17 protein-coding genes are annotated in these 16,239 nt (G+C 38.7%); 8 read left to right on the forward strand and 9 right to left on the reverse strand.

Annotated elements, in window-relative coordinates; all coding sequences use genetic code 11:
* Window positions 1–68: 68 nt before the first annotated feature.
* Complete coding sequence (locus D3H64_RS00330; RefSeq protein ID WP_121563705.1) at window positions 69–1,043, reverse strand: dihydroorotate oxidase; 975 nt, start codon at window positions 1,041–1,043, stop codon at window positions 69–71.
* Window positions 1,044–1,618: 575 nt separating this feature from the next.
* On the opposite strand from D3H64_RS00330, the gene D3H64_RS00335 reads away from it, so the two are divergent.
* Window positions 1,619–2,194 carry a chromate transporter gene (locus D3H64_RS00335; RefSeq protein ID WP_121563707.1) on the forward strand — a complete coding sequence of 192 codons (576 nt, stop codon included), beginning with the start codon at window positions 1,619–1,621 and terminating at the stop codon, window positions 2,192–2,194.
* Window positions 2,195–2,367: 173 nt separating this feature from the next.
* Window positions 2,368–2,931, forward strand: coding sequence for a chromate transporter (locus D3H64_RS00340; RefSeq protein ID WP_121563709.1), 564 nt, complete (start codon window positions 2,368–2,370; stop codon window positions 2,929–2,931).
* Window positions 2,932–3,026: 95 nt separating this feature from the next.
* On the opposite strand, the gene D3H64_RS00345 is transcribed toward D3H64_RS00340, so the two are convergent.
* The 4 genes from D3H64_RS00345 to D3H64_RS00360 all read right to left on the reverse strand — a co-directional run bounded on the left by D3H64_RS00345 (window position 3,027) and on the right by D3H64_RS00360 (window position 7,646).
* Complete coding sequence (locus D3H64_RS00345; protein ID WP_158589176.1) at window positions 3,027–3,440, reverse strand: OsmC family protein; 414 nt, start codon at window positions 3,438–3,440, stop codon at window positions 3,027–3,029.
* A gap of 221 nt (window positions 3,441–3,661) precedes the next feature.
* A complete protein-coding gene (locus D3H64_RS00350) occupies window positions 3,662–4,732 on the reverse strand; it encodes an aldose epimerase family protein (protein ID WP_121563713.1) in 1,071 nt (356 codons plus the stop codon).
* A gap of 3 nt (window positions 4,733–4,735) precedes the next feature.
* Complete coding sequence (locus D3H64_RS00355; RefSeq protein ID WP_121563715.1) at window positions 4,736–5,941, reverse strand: galactokinase; 1,206 nt, start codon at window positions 5,939–5,941, stop codon at window positions 4,736–4,738.
* A 565-nt stretch (window positions 5,942–6,506) separates the two neighbouring features.
* The gene (locus tag D3H64_RS00360) at window positions 6,507–7,646 is read right to left on the reverse strand and encodes an amidohydrolase (RefSeq protein WP_121563717.1); all 1,140 of its coding nucleotides are present in this window, start codon (window positions 7,644–7,646) and stop codon (window positions 6,507–6,509) included.
* A gap of 408 nt (window positions 7,647–8,054) precedes the next feature.
* Between D3H64_RS00360 and D3H64_RS00365 the strand changes: the two genes are divergently transcribed.
* Entirely contained in the window at window positions 8,055–8,435 is a 381-nt protein-coding gene (locus tag D3H64_RS00365; protein WP_121563719.1) for a Rid family detoxifying hydrolase, read from the forward strand.
* A 154-nt stretch (window positions 8,436–8,589) separates the two neighbouring features.
* On the opposite strand, the gene D3H64_RS00370 is transcribed toward D3H64_RS00365, so the two are convergent.
* Both D3H64_RS00370 and D3H64_RS00375 read right to left on the reverse strand, forming a co-directional pair.
* Complete coding sequence (locus D3H64_RS00370) at window positions 8,590–8,811, reverse strand: DUF2922 domain-containing protein (protein WP_158589177.1); 222 nt, start codon at window positions 8,809–8,811, stop codon at window positions 8,590–8,592.
* 16 nt (window positions 8,812–8,827) lie between these two features.
* A complete protein-coding gene (locus D3H64_RS00375) occupies window positions 8,828–9,028 on the reverse strand; it encodes a DUF1659 domain-containing protein (protein ID WP_121563723.1) in 201 nt (66 codons plus the stop codon).
* Window positions 9,029–9,499: 471 nt separating this feature from the next.
* Here D3H64_RS00375 and D3H64_RS00380 point away from each other — a divergent pair, with 471 nt between their 5' ends.
* Entirely contained in the window at window positions 9,500–9,928 is a 429-nt protein-coding gene (locus D3H64_RS00380) for an HIT family protein (protein ID WP_121563725.1), read from the forward strand.
* A 38-nt stretch (window positions 9,929–9,966) separates the two neighbouring features.
* Window positions 9,967–10,299, forward strand: a complete 333-nt coding sequence (locus D3H64_RS00385) for a YtxH domain-containing protein (RefSeq protein WP_121563727.1) — start codon at window positions 9,967–9,969, stop codon at window positions 10,297–10,299.
* Between the two features lie 243 nt (window positions 10,300–10,542).
* Here D3H64_RS00385 and D3H64_RS00390 read toward each other — a convergent pair whose 3' ends face one another.
* Window positions 10,543–11,217 (reverse strand): uracil-DNA glycosylase, encoded by a 675-nt coding sequence (locus D3H64_RS00390; RefSeq protein ID WP_121563729.1) that lies wholly within the window; start codon window positions 11,215–11,217, stop codon window positions 10,543–10,545.
* Window positions 11,218–11,477: 260 nt separating this feature from the next.
* On the opposite strand from D3H64_RS00390, the gene D3H64_RS00395 reads away from it, so the two are divergent.
* The 3 genes from D3H64_RS00395 to D3H64_RS00405 all read left to right on the forward strand — a co-directional run bounded on the left by D3H64_RS00395 (window position 11,478) and on the right by D3H64_RS00405 (window position 13,436).
* Window positions 11,478–12,359, forward strand: a complete 882-nt coding sequence (locus D3H64_RS00395; RefSeq protein ID WP_158589178.1) for an HAD family hydrolase — start codon at window positions 11,478–11,480, stop codon at window positions 12,357–12,359.
* A 140-nt stretch (window positions 12,360–12,499) separates the two neighbouring features.
* Complete coding sequence (locus D3H64_RS00400) at window positions 12,500–12,670, forward strand: YvrJ family protein (RefSeq protein WP_121563733.1); 171 nt, start codon at window positions 12,500–12,502, stop codon at window positions 12,668–12,670.
* Between the two features lie 289 nt (window positions 12,671–12,959).
* On the forward strand, window positions 12,960–13,436 hold the full coding sequence (locus D3H64_RS00405; RefSeq protein ID WP_121563735.1) for a nucleoside 2-deoxyribosyltransferase: 477 nt from the start codon (window positions 12,960–12,962) through the stop codon (window positions 13,434–13,436).
* 426 nt (window positions 13,437–13,862) lie between these two features.
* On the opposite strand, the gene D3H64_RS00410 is transcribed toward D3H64_RS00405, so the two are convergent.
* The gene (locus D3H64_RS00410) at window positions 13,863–15,650 is read right to left on the reverse strand and encodes an oligopeptide ABC transporter substrate-binding protein (RefSeq protein ID WP_158589179.1); all 1,788 of its coding nucleotides are present in this window, start codon (window positions 15,648–15,650) and stop codon (window positions 13,863–13,865) included.
* Between the last annotated feature and the right edge of the window lie 589 nt (window positions 15,651–16,239).

Consider the following 16,239-nt stretch of genomic DNA (forward strand, 5'->3'; position numbering starts at 1 on the left):
ACGCCTTTACACTCAACTAGCCTCTCCCAAAAAAGAGAAAGCCAAGAAGCCTTGCCTATTCATTCCATTTATGCCAAAGGACGTGGATTGCTTTCCCCAGCATAATTTCTTACTTTACCTCTAAATTCATCAATGGATTTATAGCCTTTTTCTTCCATGATTTGACCCAATTCTTTCAAGAGACGATCAAAAACAGCTGGCCCTTCTTTTTGTAACTGTGTGCCAACTTGAACCATGTCAGCCCCACATAATAAGTGTAAGAAAACTTCTTCACCACTTTCAACACCACCCGTTCCGATAATACGGATAGAAGGTTTTAAGCGTTCGGCATAAGCACGAACATTAGCTAAAGCAGTCGGCAAGACATATGGTCCCCCAATACCGCCAAATCCATTTTTTGGATGAATAACGACCCGTTCTGTATGAACATCTACAATTAAGCCATTCCCTACACTGTTAATGCAGTTCACAAAAGCTAAAGGAAAATCATTCAATACATCAGCCATTAAATCAAAATGCACTAGATCAAAGAATGGTGGCAATTTAATCCCTAAAGGTTGATCAAAGAAACTGAAAATTTCTTCCAATAAAGCTCTAGTTGCATCGATATCATAAGCCATTTGTGGTTTACCTGGAACGTTCGGACAAGATAAGTTTAATTCCACAAAGCCCTTATAGTCACTCGCTTGAATTTTCTTCAGCAAGAGAATATCTTCTTCTGGACTAGTCCCTGCGATAGATACAAATTGAAATTTTTGAGCATTTGTTGCCGATGATTCCTGTTGACGAATCACATAATCCAAATAAAAGTCAAGGCCTTTATTAGGTAAGCCCATGGAATTAATACTCCCCAAAGGCAGACTTTGATAGCGAGGTTCTGGATTACCCTCTCTAAAATTCGTTGTCGCACTTTTGGTCACAACTGCCCCACTAGCACTAGACCCCATGGCATCTAATTCTTCGTCATCATAACACCAAACCCCTGATGCGTTCATCAAAGGATTCGCAAACTCTTGTCCATGAAAGCGTGTTGTAAAATCCATGTTCTCTCTCCTTTTCAGTCACTATCTTTATAACAGATTCTTCCATCAAGACGGGCATCTTCCTATATTGCACTTTAATAAGCAGTCTATTTCACTAATCTTAAAAGTGTGAAAGAATCCCATGAAACCTGATTTATTGTACCAAACTTACAGGCAATATGGTAGGGGAAAGGCATAAAAAGCTTGCAAAGACAAGAAAAATCCCCAAATATAGGGGCAAGTCTGGTACAAGCTGGCGGGCTAAGCGCACAAGAAAGCAAAAGCCCCCAAACACATGGGCAATCCCCTCTTTCCCCTAAAAAATACTAAAAGTCTCCTAATCATCTTTTATATCATTATAAAGTATCCTAAGGTCATTTGTGTTTTCCCTACATCTTGCTTATCATTATAGGAGAAGTATCTTTTCATTCTTGCGGGAAAGATCCTCATCGTTCGATCTTTGCTTCACTAGAACTAATTAGTCCTACATCTCAAAGTAGTTCAGGCTCTATTCTTCAAAAATTACCCTTGCTCTTTTTCTTTAACCACATCAATCTTGTCATAAGCTCATTTCATTTTGGAAAGGCTGTGAAAAAATGGGTCAGTCCCTTCACAAAAGAAAGTCTCTCACTAACCTCTTTCTCGCTTCTTTTTGCTTAAGTGCTTTCACCTTTGGAGGCGGGTATGTCATTGTTTCTTTAATGAAGAAACGTTTTGTCGATGACTGGCATTGGTTAGAAGAGGAGGAAATGTTAGACTTGGTCGCCATCGCCCAATCATCTCCAGGAGCTATAGCCATCAATGGAGCTATTGTTCTAGGCTATCAAGTCTACGGCATCTTAGGTATTTTTGTTAGCATAGCTGGGACGATTCTTCCCCCTTTTACCTTACTCAATCTGATCGCCCTTAGCTACCAAAGTTTCAGTCGCTGTATCTATATCAACTGGCTCCTAGAGGGGATGCAAGCTGGAGTCGCCGCCGTCATTGCCTCAGTCGTTTTCGACATGGGATCTTCTATCTTACATTCGGATAGTCTCCTTTTAAAAATACTTATGCTATTAGCCTTTCTTGCCAACTATTGCTTCAATATTTCTCTCGTCTTTATTCTCCTGTCTTGTCTAGGCCTTTCCCTTATCCTCTATTGGAAAGAAAAAAGCCATACGCTGCCATAAAAGTTTATGCCTATCCTATCCTGCTAATCTTTTATAGCCTTTTAGATCTATCCGTCTTTTATGGCTTTCTTGTCCAGAACGCCACGCATGGGTTAACCCTTGAGACTTGTAGATCTATCCGTCTTTTATAGCTTTCTTGTCCACTAATCTTTTATACCCTTGGAGGTCTGAATATGATTTACTGGCAACTTTTTCAAAGTTTTTTCCTTATCGGTGCTTTCTCTTTCGGTGGAGGATACGCCACTTTGCCTTTAATCCAACAAGAAGCGGTCATTCAGCACCATTGGCTCAGTATGGAAGAATTTACCCACTTGATAACCATCTCTCAAATGACACCAGGGCCTATCGCTATCAACTCTGCTAGCTTCGTCGGTCATAAGATTGCTGGAATAGCTGGAGCAAGTGTCGCTACTTTTGCTTGTATCCTCCCTTCTTGTATCTTAGTAAGCTTTTTGGCTTATCTCTATAAACGTTTCCGAAAAATTCCCGCCCTACAAATTCTCCTCAAAACTTTACGACCTGCCGTAGTCGCCATGATAGCTAGCTCTGGCGCCATCATTCTCCAGCAGGCTTTATATGGGTCAAACACAAATTTCCACTGGCTCCAAGCTAACTTTTTCTTACTCTCCCTTTTCTTAGTCGCCCTCTACTTTCTTATCAAAAAGAAAGCCCCTGCCATCCGCATTATTGTATTGACCGGCTTGGCCAATCTTCTTTTTAAGCTCCTAGTCCATTAACGAAGACTAGACTCTAAGGAAAAAAGCAAGCCCCTTCCTAAATGGAGTGACTTGCTTCTCTTTTGACTTATACTATAGGCCTAAAAAGGCACGACTTATTTTTTGGAAACAAATTCAAGCTGTTCTTTAATAGCAATATCTGGATTCAAAGAACGGATGACAGGGCAATATTTCTTCACCATTGGGACAAGTTGTTGCACACGTTCGTGATCTTTCTCATCTGCATCCACAAGGAAGTAAATAGAGAGGCTCGCAAAGCCATAAACCCCATCTTTATTAGCCCGCTCTGCTTTAACAGAAACAGAGGTCACTGTAGCTTCTAAACGCGACCGCTTCAAAATACTCGTTAGAACATATGATCCACATACAGCAGCAGCCGCTTCAACGGCTTCCATTGGAGAATATCCCCCTGCATCTTTTAACAAGTGCCATTCTTCTCGGCCTTCTTCATGGAGGACAAAGCCTTCCCCTTCACGTTTAATGGTTAAATCCACATTTTGTTCTGACATATCTATTCCCTCCCAGTCAAGCATTTGAGCAATAGCAAAACGTAAAGCTAGCTCCTTATAACACTATTGTAAGAAAAGTGTAGGCTTATTGGCAAGTTTTATACCCTAAATTTACCTATATATTTAAAAAGCAAGTCTCTTGAACGAAATAAAGTTCAAGAAACTTGCTTCTTCTCATTTGAATTGCCCTATTCTATGCCTATTAGCTAAAGCTTATCTTCTTAATCTTCATCTAAAACTTTCACATTTCGATAGAGGCGATAGCAAGTGGTGGATTCATAAACTTCTCCAGCCTCATAAACTACTTTCCCAAAATCTTTATGGTGAATAGCATCTGGCGCCGCTTGCGTTTCAAATGTAATCCCAGCATGTTTCAAACGTGGAATACCTGCTATCTTTCCTTCTTGATCCACATAATTGTGCGTATATACCACTAAGTAAGGTTGATCTGTAAAGACTTCAATAGACCAATGAGTAGTTGGACTATATAGCCATGCTTTAACACCGTCACCAGAAGCTAATTCAAACGCATGATCCAAGCCATTATTAGCCCCTTTAGTTTGAGGGTGATTAGCATTTAACCATGGCGCTAAAATTTGATCTGTTCGATAGTCAAATGGCGTCCCTTCAACAGGAAGTTTTTCACCAGTTGGCAGATGTTCTTCATCAACTGGGAGATAACGTTCTGCATTAACATATAATGAATGATTATCAATTGGTCGGTCTAAAGCCGCATTTAAGTTAAAGTAAACATGATTAGTTGGATTAATCAAAGTTCTTGCATCACTAACAATTCGATAGGTTATAAACCATTCGTGAATGTTTGTCACACGATAAGTGACTTCTGCTTTCACATTCCCAGGATATGGCGAATCTTTATCGTCGTCTACTAGGGTAAACATAACAATAGCTTCTCCATTTTCAACCTTATAGGAATAGTCCCATTTTCGAAAAGCCCATGAACTACGTCCTCCGTGTAGATGATTTTTACCATCATTGCAATCCAATTGAACCATTTCGCCATTGTTATCAAAACGGCCGTCTTTAATCCGCCCGGCTACAGGTCCAACTGTTGCACCATAATAATAACTGTCTAATTCAAAAACTTGTTCCGCATTATCATAACCGATCACTATGGAACGAGGTTGATTAATCGTGTCATTGGCTAACCATTGATTAATCCGAGCGCCTAAATCAGAAAAAATAAGGCAATCTCCAACATCATTTTTAACAATAATTTCAGTATATTCTACACCCTTATACTTTCCAAAAGATCTTGTCGTAATATCCATTATCTAAACTCCCTTATCCATCTTTTTGGCTCCATCCCCTATTTGAGCTAAATAGAAACTTGGAGCATAGCCGATTTTTTCGATGTAAACCTTGTCAATTCGCTTCATGGCTTCTTCCACTTTTTCCTTATGAACTAATGCAATGGCACAGCCCCCCATGCCTGCTCCAGTCATCCTTGCACCAAGAACACCCTCGCAAGTCCAAGCCGTTTCAGCCAGAGTATCCAATTCAATACCTGTCACTTCATAATCATCACGCAAACTGATATGAGAAGCATTCATCAATTGGCCAAAAGTTCTTAAATCTCCTGACGACAAGGCTTCTTTCGCTTCTATAGTCCGTTGATTTTCATAAACCGCATGTTTAGCCCTTTTGACTAGAAGAGGATCCGTCAGTTTCCCCTTTACTTCTTCGAACATTTCTGGCGTTAGATCGCCCAAACTCTCAATCTCTATATTTTCTTGTATCAAGGAAAGAGCTTGTTCACATTGATGACGCCGTTCATTATATTTAGAATCTACCAAACGCCTTTGCTTATTCGTATTCATGATCAAAATCAAGTAATCGCCAAATTGAGCAGGCACTAAATCATAAGCCAATGAATTGGTATCTAAAAAGATCGCCTGATCCATCCTCCCCATACCAACCGCAAATTGATCCATAATCCCACAATTCACACCAATGAACTTATTTTCTACCTTTTGGCCGATCTTAATTAAATCCAAGCGGTCTATATTTAAGGCATAGTGATCATTCATCATGCAAGCTATCAACAATTCAATAGAAGCTGAAGAAGACAAACCTGCTCCATTTGGAATATTCCCTTCCAGAACAATATCTAACCCATGTGGCAGATCAGCTGGACTTTTTCCTAAAAACTGCATCACGTAAAGAAATACACCCTTGACAAAATTCGACCAATCGTCTTCTTCTCGATAAATCAAGTTACTCTCTAGGTCAAAAACATGCACCCCTTGATCAGCAAAGTTTTCAGAATAGCAATGAATCTCTTTATCCTCTCTAGGGACAATAACCGCATAAGTTCCTTGACTAATGGCACAAGGGAAGACATGCCCTCCATTATAGTCTGTATGTTCTCCTATCAAATTGACTCGTCCAGGGGCAAAATAGGTCGCACAGACTTCATGATGAGATAATTCCCTTAAACGTTGACGAATACCTGCTAATAAACTGGTTTGATCTTTCATTTAGGACGTCACCTGCTTTCTTGATAGCTACTTTCCATCTAACGCACACGTTTCCATTATACCTGTTCCTTTCTAAGCCAAAAAGTGAAAACCTTCACTTTTCGATAAAAAGTACCACTCCTTAACAAATGCTATAGGATTTCCTATTTTCATTTTGCTTTAGCTATCCCTATAAAAGCCAATTTCGTTGGTATATTAACTTTCTTCTTAAAAGCAAACTTTTAAATTCCCCTTCAACATCCTCTATTAAGCTGGTATCTTTTTCACTTTTATATCTTATGTAAGCCTTTTTACTCTAAATGAAAAAGATGATCATTTTAATGCAAAATTACTCATTGCTCATAAAGTAGCCCTAAGATCTATCTTTCAATCGGAGCTTATTCTGTGATCTATTTAAAGAACAAAAATAACCAATCCACTACTCACTACTAGTAGTAGACCGGCTATTTTGGCCTCTATTCTTTTCATAACGCTTTAAGCATCCAATCGCTAGTTTTCCCCATCTCCAGTCGCTAGTTTTATCCATCTATAAAGATGTCTCCTTTTTCCCACTAATGAATACCTGCTAGTTGCTTTGCCAATACTCTTGTAAAGTTTCCACACATGTCAGGTAATAATTAACCGCTGTTTCAAGCGCTTCATCATTCACTAGGAAATTCGGACTATGCCAATCTGTTCCACATCCAGTTCCTACAAAAGCATACAAAGTCGGTAAGACTTCTTGATAAAAGCCAAAGTCATCCCCTGCAAAAACCTTATCTGGTTCAATTACCCTCATCTTTTTCTCCAAGGCCGGCATGAGTAATTCAACCATTTCTGAATCATTCTTAACAGCTGCTGGCCCACTGAAAATTTCTACTTCCGATTCACAATCATAATTAGCAGCAACACGCATGACTAATTGACGAATTTCTCTTTTCAATAATTCACGAGCCGATTCCGAGAAAGTTCTAATCGTCCCTTCCAATCTGACTTGAGTAGGGATAGAATTCCAACTACTTCCCCCATGCACCGTCGTAAAACTCAAAACAGCTGCTTCAATCGGATTAAGCTTCCTAGAGATAATCGATTGAGCTTCTATCATGACGTAAGCCGCTGTTATAGTAGGATCTTTAGTAATATGAGGATAACCTGCATGGCCACCTTCACCATTAATTTCTACAGTGAGTTGATCCACAGCAGCCATAAAAACATCATTCGTCAAACCCAATACGCCTAATGGTAAGTCCGGTTCATTGTGCCAACCAATCAGCACATCCGCTTGCTTCAATACACCTGAATCTATAACTTCCTGTGCTCCTTCATTATTCTCCTCTGAAGGTTGAAAAAGGAAAAGAATCCGTACAGTTAACTCTTCTTCCCTCTCTTTCAATAGAATAGCTGCTGCCAAAAGTGCGGCCATATGCATATCATGGCCACAAGCATGGGAAACTCCAGGAACTAAAGACACAAGTTCCATATTAGGATCTTCGTCAATCGCAATAGCGTCAATATCGCAACGTAAAACAATCACTTTTTCCCCTTTACCCACACTAGCTAAGACACCAGTTTTGAGTTGATTGGGTAAAATACGAATAGCATGTTCTTTTAAAACTTGTTCGATAAAAGCAGTGGTTTCAATTTCTTCATTTCCTAATTCAGGATAGCGATGAAAATGATGGCGATAAGCGATGATTTGTTCTTTTATATCCTGATATGTTCTCATGACTTACTTCCTTCCCTTTCATAATGATGAATGAACTTATTAAAACGCTTACATTCTCATTCTACTATAACTTTGAAGAAATATAAAGAGATATCATTGATCTTACAAGCTCTTTTATTGGAAATTTCTATTATTTCACAGATATTCTTCTTCATTAATATTTTTTTCTCCTATTTGTGAAGCAATTTAAATTTTTAATCTCAAGACGTGCCTTTTGTGATTAATGGCTATCTTATTTGACAAGTCAGCTGCATTTTATCTCAAAACACGGTCAGATCTAGTCCTTTTAAGGGGCAATAACTTCTCTAACTTAATGCTTTATCAGTCATTAAAATAATCTTTTAACAGACTTGACCTCAGATTTGTAAGCGCTTATACTTAAAAGAGAATTGTGAAAGGACTGATCAAATGAATCGATTAACTTGTAAAAATGCTCCCGCTGCCATTGGCCCTTACGCCGTTGCGACACAAGCGAATGGCCTCATCTTTACTTCAGGTCAACTACCCATTGATCCAACAAGTAATCAATTGGTTGAAGCGGATATTGTTCTTCAAACTAAGCAATCAATGAGCAATATAAAAGCTATTTTAGAGGAAAATGGCTCAGACCTCGCCCATGTCTTAAAAGCCAACATCTTCATCAAGGATATGAATGATTTTGCTAAACTCAACGAGGCATATGGTACTTTTTTTGAAGGAGATGCCGTTCCAGCACGTTCTGCTGTAGAAGTCGCTCGCTTACCAAAAGATGCCTTAGTTGAAATCGAGGTTATTGCAGAGATCATCTAGTTTTTCCGTCTACTTGATCTCAATATACTTCAACTATTCTTTTTTCGTGTCAATATAAAAAAAGAGACCAGTCCCTCCCATAGAGACTGGCCTCTTTTTTTATAACTTTCCTCTTCCTTTGATCAAGAATACACCCTAGCAGTTAATTAAAGGCTTAGAAAATTTTGCTAACAATTCTTTCGGTGTATTGTGCCCCTTCTGTTCCTAGAAACACAGCCTGTCCTTCACTGCTTGAAATATTAGCTTTTACAATTTTTTCCATAGCTTGTCGAACAACTTGTTCACTTAGACCCTCTTTGGGAGATCGAATGGTATAATTTGTCAGCTTTCCCTTAGCATTTTTAAATTTTAATACCAAATTTTTTGTTCTTTTCATTTTCATCCTCCTTTAGCTAGGCCTTTTCGATAGCATAATATTGATGTAAGATCACATTCTTAAGTGGTAAAGCCGATAAAGTGCCTATCGCCTCAGCCACAGCATAGAGATCTTGATCAGACGCTGTTAGCTTAATATCTTTCACCTGTTGCGTAATTCCTTTACTTTTATCTTTGCTTAATTCCACAGATAACTTGCCATTTTTATATGTTTTCATTCTGTTTCCTCCTTTGTTATTGCCTTTCCGGAAGGCAACTATAATAACGTTTCAGTCTTTCATTAAGTGCCAAAAAAATCCCCCAAAGTTAGACCATATCGTCCAACATTGGGGGCATTGGCTTTAGACTCTACGAAAGGGATCTTTCAAGCAAACTACTCTTTTTATTTTGGGGATAAACTATTGAATATTGCTCATTAACAAGCAGTGGTGGTAAAAACCTTGACAAGTTGTTCTTCTATTTCAAGAAGAGAGATTGATTTATCTATTAATTCTAGGATGTCTGCTATAATGTTCATGGAGAAGAGACCTTTCGTTCAGATTTGTACCAACTTCTAATGTAAAGGCTCTTCTCTTTTTGTCTACTTTTTTCTGCTAGCGACAAACATTATACATATACGAATCGACCAGCCACTACTGTCATTCTTCTTTTGTGATATAATAAGCCTAGTAAATTTAAGGAGGCTTATTATGACTAAAACTGTATTTGAAAAAATAATAGACCGTGAAATTCCTGCCCACATCGTTTACGAAGATGAATATGTTCTTGCTTTTCTAGACCTTTCACAAGTAACTAAGGGACATACACTTGTGATTCCTAAACACCATGAAGCCACCATTTTTGACTATTCTGACGAACTCGCTAGTCAAGTCTTCTCTCGTATCCCTAAAATTGCTCGTGGCTTACGTCAAGCTTTCCCTGATATGAAGGGACTAAACATTTTAAACAACAACGGGGAAGTAGCCTTTCAAACAGTCTTCCATTCCCACATTCACTTGATTCCACGCTACACAGAGGGCGATGATTTTGGACTCAAATGGGCAGACAACAGCGAAAACTATAGCCAAGAAGATTTAGCTAGCATCGCTCAACAGATTCACAATTCCATCAAAGACTAAAATTACCCGATCACCTATTAAAGAAGGAGGCTTTAAATATGAAAAAATTCTTTTCTGGCTTCTTATTTGGCGCCCTAACAAGTGGTGCAATTACTCTTTTAATCAACCCTCGTGATGGAAAGAGCAATCGAAAAGTCTTGCTTGATAAAATAAATCAGCTCCATTCAACTATCAATGACTTGAACGAATCAACTCATACCCTCCACTCTTCTATAGATCGCCTCAAAACAGAGGGACTAAAAAGCCTCAGTCTCTTTACTGAAGATTTTTCGCAAAGCCTAATCAACTTCCAGCTGGAAAACAAGGGCCGAATCAACCGCCTTAAAACAGCCGTCACTAACTTACAAGATAGGCTAGATCAATTGCCATAGGAAAGAATCCTTGCCATAAACTTATCCATGGCAATTTTAGCCTTAGTGCCTAGGCCTTAGAAAATATAGGCTCATAAGCTAACAAGGCTTGCTATATACTAAGGCTAGGCATATCCTAAGCCACTCTTTCTGTTAATAGTCAATGACCATTTGCCCACGAGATCCCTAATCAGAGATCGCTCGTGGGCTTTTCTAGATTTTTAGAGCAATTACTTTCAAAAAGCAACAGATGCTAAAAAATATCTAGCTCTTTCCTCCCACCCAGTCAATGGGCTCTTCTCCCAATTCTTTTAAAATAGCATTCACCTTGGAAAAAGGTTTAGAACCAAAGAAACCTCTATGGGCTGATAAAGGGCTGGGATGGGGAGCTTCAATAATATAATGGTGCCCATCGATCAATTTCTTTTTCGCTCTGGCAGGATTGCCCCAAAGGACAAAGATAATCGGTTCAATTCGAGCGTTCAGGGCACAGATTACCCCGTCTGTAAATTCTTCCCAACCTTGCTGACGATGGGAATGCGCTTTTTGGGCTCGTACCGATAAAACTGTATTTAACAGGAGAACCCCTTGTTTCGCCCAATGAGATAAATCTCCATCTTTAGGCACCCCCTGATGTAAATCATCCTCCAATTCTTTGTAAATATTCTTCAAACTAGGAGGTAGGGCTTGATCTTTAGCAACAGAAAAGGCTAGGCCATTCGCTTGACCTTCACCATGATAAGGATCCTGCCCCAAAATACAGACCTTTACATCCTTATAAGAAGTCAGTTGAAAGGCTCTAAATAGACGATCCATACTAGGATATACCACTTCAGTTTGATATTCATGGGCTAAAAATCGTCTCAATTGTTGATAACTTGGTCTTTCAGACAAACTCGTCAAAATCGCTTGCCAATCATTTTGAACTTCAATAGACATTTTTCTACTCCTTTACCCTTCTATAGCTATTTTTCACTCAATTATGCTAAACTAATTGCAAGAGTTCAAAAACCAAAAGAATCTATAAACCGTCTAAAAGAACTATTGCATCAAGGAAACTTATCGATTGTTATTTCTTTTGCAACTAGTCAATCGCTAGTTATTTCTTTTGCAACTAGTCAAGATATTATGGCAATTTGCACACTATTTTCTTTATTTAGTGTATGCAAAAATTATTTAATATTCAAGGAGGCTTTCCTATGCCCATCACCCTTATTGCCTCTGATATGGATGGCACCCTACTAAAAGATCGTGATTCCATTAGCCAATTTTCCGCTGAAACAATTAAAAGTATCCAAAAGCAAGGCATCAGCTTTGTAGCCTGCACTGGAAGAACCCTTGCGCAAGCTAGAGGACCTCTAAATGAACAGGGTATTTCTTGCCCGATCATCGCTTTAAATGGTGCTCAAATTTACGATGAAAACAATCAACTCTTACATCAAAGCACTATTCCTAAAGAAATTGGCCGAGAGCTCATCAAAGAGATAGAGAGCTCTTTATGTTTTGTAGAACTCATTACCGACAAAGGTATCTATATGCGAACTAGAGAAGCTCGAATAGAATCCTTCAAGTCCTACTTCAAATTTTCTAACCAACATATCCCCCATGAGCAACTTTTAGACTCTCTGAAAGACCTCGAACAAACTTTTGGACTTGAATATGAAGCTGACTTTGATACCCTCTTGGATCAAGAAGACCTTAACCTCTTAAAGCTTTCCGTCTTCCCTCAACATTCTATTGCTGTCTTAAAAGCTCTACAAAGGGACTTGGCTAGTCGCTTTTCGATGGTCTCAGTCACGAGTTCTGGCATCGGTAATATAGAGATCAACTCCAAAGAAGGCCAAAAAGGCGCGGCTCTGACTTATTTTGCCAAGAAATTTGGGCACGACTTAGAAAACACCTTGACCATTGGTGACAACCTTAATGACATCTCCATGCTAAAAGTAAGCGGTCATTCTTATGCAATGGCTAACGGCGCTAAAGAAACCAAAATAGCTGCTCAATTCCTCGCAAAAAGTAATAAGGAAGATGGTGTAGCCTACGCTATCTTAGACGCCCTGAGTAGAATTGAAAACACTTAGTAGCTGATGATTTGACTATCGCAACTTAAATGAAACGCCTCAATCAAGAAAAGCCACATTATCCCTTGAAAAAGGTCTAGCTATCCTCTGGCACAGTCTACCGCCTTCTAACGTGTTTATCATTGAAAGGAGGTAAGGCGATGCCAGATCCAAGTATCTACATTGATTTAATCGGGAATTTGGGTTTTCCAATAGTGATTGTTTTTTACTTAATCTTTCGCTTTGAAACACGACTCGATAAAATCATTCATTTATTAGAAGACGGCCTTCAACAACTTTTTCCATTATTACAAGCCAAAACACCTGCATAACATTTCTCTAAAAAGGCTCACCCTAAGTCAATTGGGCGAGCCTTTTATCCTTTTTACCCTAAAATCCCCAAAATTTGTCCACCATTTTAAGCATTGTCTAAATTTTGGCGAATTTAGCTTTTACCTACAATCAGTTAGCTATTCAAAAGCCTTTGCTTTTTAAAGTCTATATACAGTCGACCGCATTAAATCTCCCTTCTTTAAAGTCAAGCCCTTCCTTTATTTAACTATTGAGGAAAGACCATCTAGCTTGCTATACTAAGCTTAAAGTATTTTAGGAGGTTTCATGATGAAAATATATTTTGCAGCTCCTCTTTTTTCAGAAGCTGACCAACTCTATAACGCCAAATTAGTGAAAGAAATCCGAGATAAGTATCCTGAAGTAACCGTCTACCTGCCACAAGAAGCTGGCGAAATCAACGATAAAAGCGCTTATGCTGACAGCCAAGCTATCGCTATGTACGATACAAAAGAACTTCTTTCTAGCCAGCTCATGATTGCCCTACTCGACGGCATTCATATCGATGCAGGCGTCGCTAGCGAGATCGGCGTCGCTTATCAAGCGGGTATTAAAGTGATTGGTCTATTCACTGACTCTCGTCAACAAGGGGCTGATAACCCTAAAAAAATAGACGCCTTAAAAGAAGTCGCAGAATCTCAATTTGCTTATGTCAACCTTTATACAGTTGGCTTAATTAAAGCAAATGGAAAGATTTATTCCAGTTCCCAAAGTTTGATCGAAGGGCTAAGTGACTACCTGAAGTGATGAAGAGGAAAAGTTAACCATCTTCTTAGCATAAGTTAGCTTTCTTACTAGCATGAGTTAGCTTTCTTACTAGTTTAAGACTACAGGGGACTTTGACAAAAGTCTGTCAATTGAGTGAACCCAATAAAAAGTACGTCAATCTAAAGCTTATCAAAGCTTCGATTGACGTACTTTTTTCATTTTCCTGACTTTTGTCCCATACCCTTTTTTTACAAAAAACGGCTAGCTACTCTTGAAAGTTAGCTAGCCGTACGAAGGGCTCAATGCTAGAAAAATGGCAAAGAATCTATAAACCATTGGCAAAAGTTTATTTTAGAGGCGTAACCAAATCAGGAGCTTGGATGAGAAAGCGCTCCTCAAGATCATTTCCCATACCCCTTTTAGAGGCTCTAGACTGAGCTAAGTTAGTATCTCATGTCAAAGAAACTATTCACCTACAGGTTTAGACTGTGTCAATTGTAAGTTGTATAAACGTGCTTTTGTATCTTCTGAACCTGAGACTAAATCGTAGTATTTCACCCGTTTATTAACAGCTGTGATACCGGTACGATATAGAGTTGGAATAGCGAAAGCTTCTTCGTGAGCAAAGTTTTGCCACTTATCGAAAGCTGCCTTACGATGTGCTTCATCAAAGGATTTGTCAGATGAAATATCCTTTAAGAGAGCTGTATGTTCATCAGACACATAGCGGGTCATATTGAATTTTTCATGTTCCCCATACAAGCCGGATGGGTCTGGGTCAGTACCTGTCCCCCAAGCAGCAGAGTAAACATCAATTTCTGGGTCATCATGTTCTACCTTATCATAAAAGGCTTGGAATTCGATTGGACGACCTGTCGTTAATTCAACTTTCAATCCAATCTTTTCCCAGAATTGCACATAAGCTAAAGCTAAAGTTTGGTCATTTTGTCCACCAGCCATCGTTGCATACTTGATCACTAATGGTTTACCATTAGGATCTTCACGGAAGCCGTCCCCATCTTTATCTTTGTAGCCAGCTTCATCCAATAACTTCTTAGCTTTCTTAGGATTGTAATTGTATTCTGGAGTGTCTTTATTGTATTCCTTAAATACTGGAGGAATTAAACTATTAGCAGAGAAACGTGTCCCCTTATAGAACTTCTTAGCAATTTGGTCATTGTCCAAAGCATAAGCCATCGCTTGACGAAGTTTCTTATTGTTCATCTTAGCATTTGGATCCATGACATTGGCGCCTTTTTCATTAGACCATTTACCTAATTTAAATCCAATGTAGGAGTAGGAGTAAGCAGGTTTTCCGATGACACTAAAGTTAGCTGCATCTTTATAAGCATCATATTGGTCAGCAGGCATACCCGCAATATCATAGTTCCCGTTCTTCATTTCAGAAATGATATTCTTAGAAGAGACAACATCAATAGTGATCTTATCAACTTTTGGACGACCCTTGTAGAAGTTTTCGTTAGCCACTAAAGTAACGGATTCCCCTGGGATAAGAGATTCAATCTTGAACGGCCCGTTCCCTACGACATTCTTGCGGCTTGCATCATGAGACATGACCTTATTCATTGGAATGTTTTCATAGACGTGTTTAGGGATAACGTAGCTCAATAGATCCCCACCAGAAATTTCGATGGATGGGTTCATTTGTTTATAATGAAGGACAACTGTTTGGTCATCTTTCTTTTCAATCCCGGAAATATTAGCTGCTTTACCGGAGTGGTATTCTTCAGCCCCTACAAGAGGTCCTACAGAACTTGGGTAGCGAACACCTGGGTAATCCTTATTCGCAATAAATTCGTGTGTGAAGATATAGTCGTCCACTGTTAACGGTTGACCATCAGACCATTTAGCCCCTTTAGGGAAGGTTACAGTCACAGTGCGAGCATCTTTATCCACTTTATATTTAGCTAAACCATCATTAGTCAAGTGGTTGTTACTATCCACGATAAAGATATCATCAAACATAAAGTTAACCACATCTTGGTCACTTTGGTCTTGGCATAGAGCTGGGTTGAAAAGCCCTTTAATTGGGTCATCTGAAACAAGTGCATAGCGCAACTCGCCACCCTTAATCGGTTTACCTTCATGCTCTACTTTCATGTTAAATTTAGCTACACCATTATGGTCAGTCTTACCAGCCTCTTTATTGGCCTTATTTCCTCCGTTACCACAAGCGGCAAGCATCGCCACTGAACCCACTAGGGGAAGTACTTTTTTTAGCGCCTCTTTCATTATCATTTCCTCCAATCCTTTTCTAAGAATTTCTTGCATTTATCATAACACCTTTATATGAGTTTGGCAATTATTTTTTAATTATTTTCTTATTATCTATTTTGAGAAAGCCTTTTCAAATAGCATTATTTAGATCTTTATATATCGAAATATTTTATTAGTAGTAAAATCGCATCCCTCTTTTTTGTTGTTTAATAGGCTTTCTAGAATAGCTTTTCTCAAATAAAAATAGCTGAACCTAAAAAATATTAGCTTTTTTAAATACAGATATCATCTTGATAAAAAATTTAGAATTCTCTTTGAACGCCCCTAAATGTATGACATCTATTCCTTAAAAGTATACGAAATAAACATTTACATGAGATTTTCCTTATTTCATTCTTCTTTTCATTCTTATCTCTTCCTTAAGACTAAGCGATTTATGCTTTTACTCCTTTAACTCCAAAATTCTTGCTTGCCCTGTTTCTTCTTATTATCTAGGCAATCAAGGTCTTTCTTTCCCCTTTCTATTTAACGCATACGACTATGATATTGGGCTAGCTCAAAAAGATGGGGCTCTATTTAATGCAAACGACTAGGATATTAGAGC

Source organism: Atopobacter sp. AH10 (assembly GCF_003664595.1).
GTDB lineage: Bacteria > Bacillota > Bacilli > Lactobacillales > Aerococcaceae > Atopobacter.

Bases quoted from the DNA above. Each gene is read 5' to 3' on its own strand.
- D3H64_RS00380 (WP_121563725.1), top strand. From the start codon at position 9,500: ATGACTAAAACTGTATTTGAAAAAATAATAGACCGTGAAATTCCTGCC.
- D3H64_RS00355 (WP_121563715.1), bottom strand. From the start codon at position 5,941: ATGAAAGATCAAACCAGTTTATTAGCAGGTATTCGTCAACGTTTAAGG.
- D3H64_RS00375 (WP_121563723.1), bottom strand. From the start codon at position 9,028: ATGAAAACATATAAAAATGGCAAGTTATCTGTGGAATTAAGCAAAGAT.
- D3H64_RS00405 (WP_121563735.1), top strand. From the start codon at position 12,960: ATGAAAATATATTTTGCAGCTCCTCTTTTTTCAGAAGCTGACCAACTC.
- D3H64_RS00400 (WP_121563733.1), top strand. From the start codon at position 12,500: ATGCCAGATCCAAGTATCTACATTGATTTAATCGGGAATTTGGGTTTT.
- D3H64_RS00345 (WP_158589176.1), bottom strand. From the start codon at position 3,440: ATGTCAGAACAAAATGTGGATTTAACCATTAAACGTGAAGGGGAAGGC.
- D3H64_RS00335 (WP_121563707.1), top strand. From the start codon at position 1,619: ATGGGTCAGTCCCTTCACAAAAGAAAGTCTCTCACTAACCTCTTTCTC.
- D3H64_RS00365 (WP_121563719.1), top strand. From the start codon at position 8,055: ATGAATCGATTAACTTGTAAAAATGCTCCCGCTGCCATTGGCCCTTAC.
- D3H64_RS00330 (WP_121563705.1), bottom strand. From the start codon at position 1,043: ATGGATTTTACAACACGCTTTCATGGACAAGAGTTTGCGAATCCTTTG.
- D3H64_RS00350 (WP_121563713.1), bottom strand. From the start codon at position 4,732: ATGGATATTACGACAAGATCTTTTGGAAAGTATAAGGGTGTAGAATAT.
- D3H64_RS00390 (WP_121563729.1), bottom strand. From the start codon at position 11,217: ATGTCTATTGAAGTTCAAAATGATTGGCAAGCGATTTTGACGAGTTTG.
- D3H64_RS00370 (WP_158589177.1), bottom strand. From the start codon at position 8,811: ATGAAAAGAACAAAAAATTTGGTATTAAAATTTAAAAATGCTAAGGGA.
- D3H64_RS00410 (WP_158589179.1), bottom strand. From the start codon at position 15,650: ATGAAAGAGGCGCTAAAAAAAGTACTTCCCCTAGTGGGTTCAGTGGCG.
- D3H64_RS00360 (WP_121563717.1), bottom strand. From the start codon at position 7,646: ATGAGAACATATCAGGATATAAAAGAACAAATCATCGCTTATCGCCAT.
- D3H64_RS00340 (WP_121563709.1), top strand. From the start codon at position 2,368: ATGATTTACTGGCAACTTTTTCAAAGTTTTTTCCTTATCGGTGCTTTC.
- D3H64_RS00385 (WP_121563727.1), top strand. From the start codon at position 9,967: ATGAAAAAATTCTTTTCTGGCTTCTTATTTGGCGCCCTAACAAGTGGT.
- D3H64_RS00395 (WP_158589178.1), top strand. From the start codon at position 11,478: ATGCCCATCACCCTTATTGCCTCTGATATGGATGGCACCCTACTAAAA.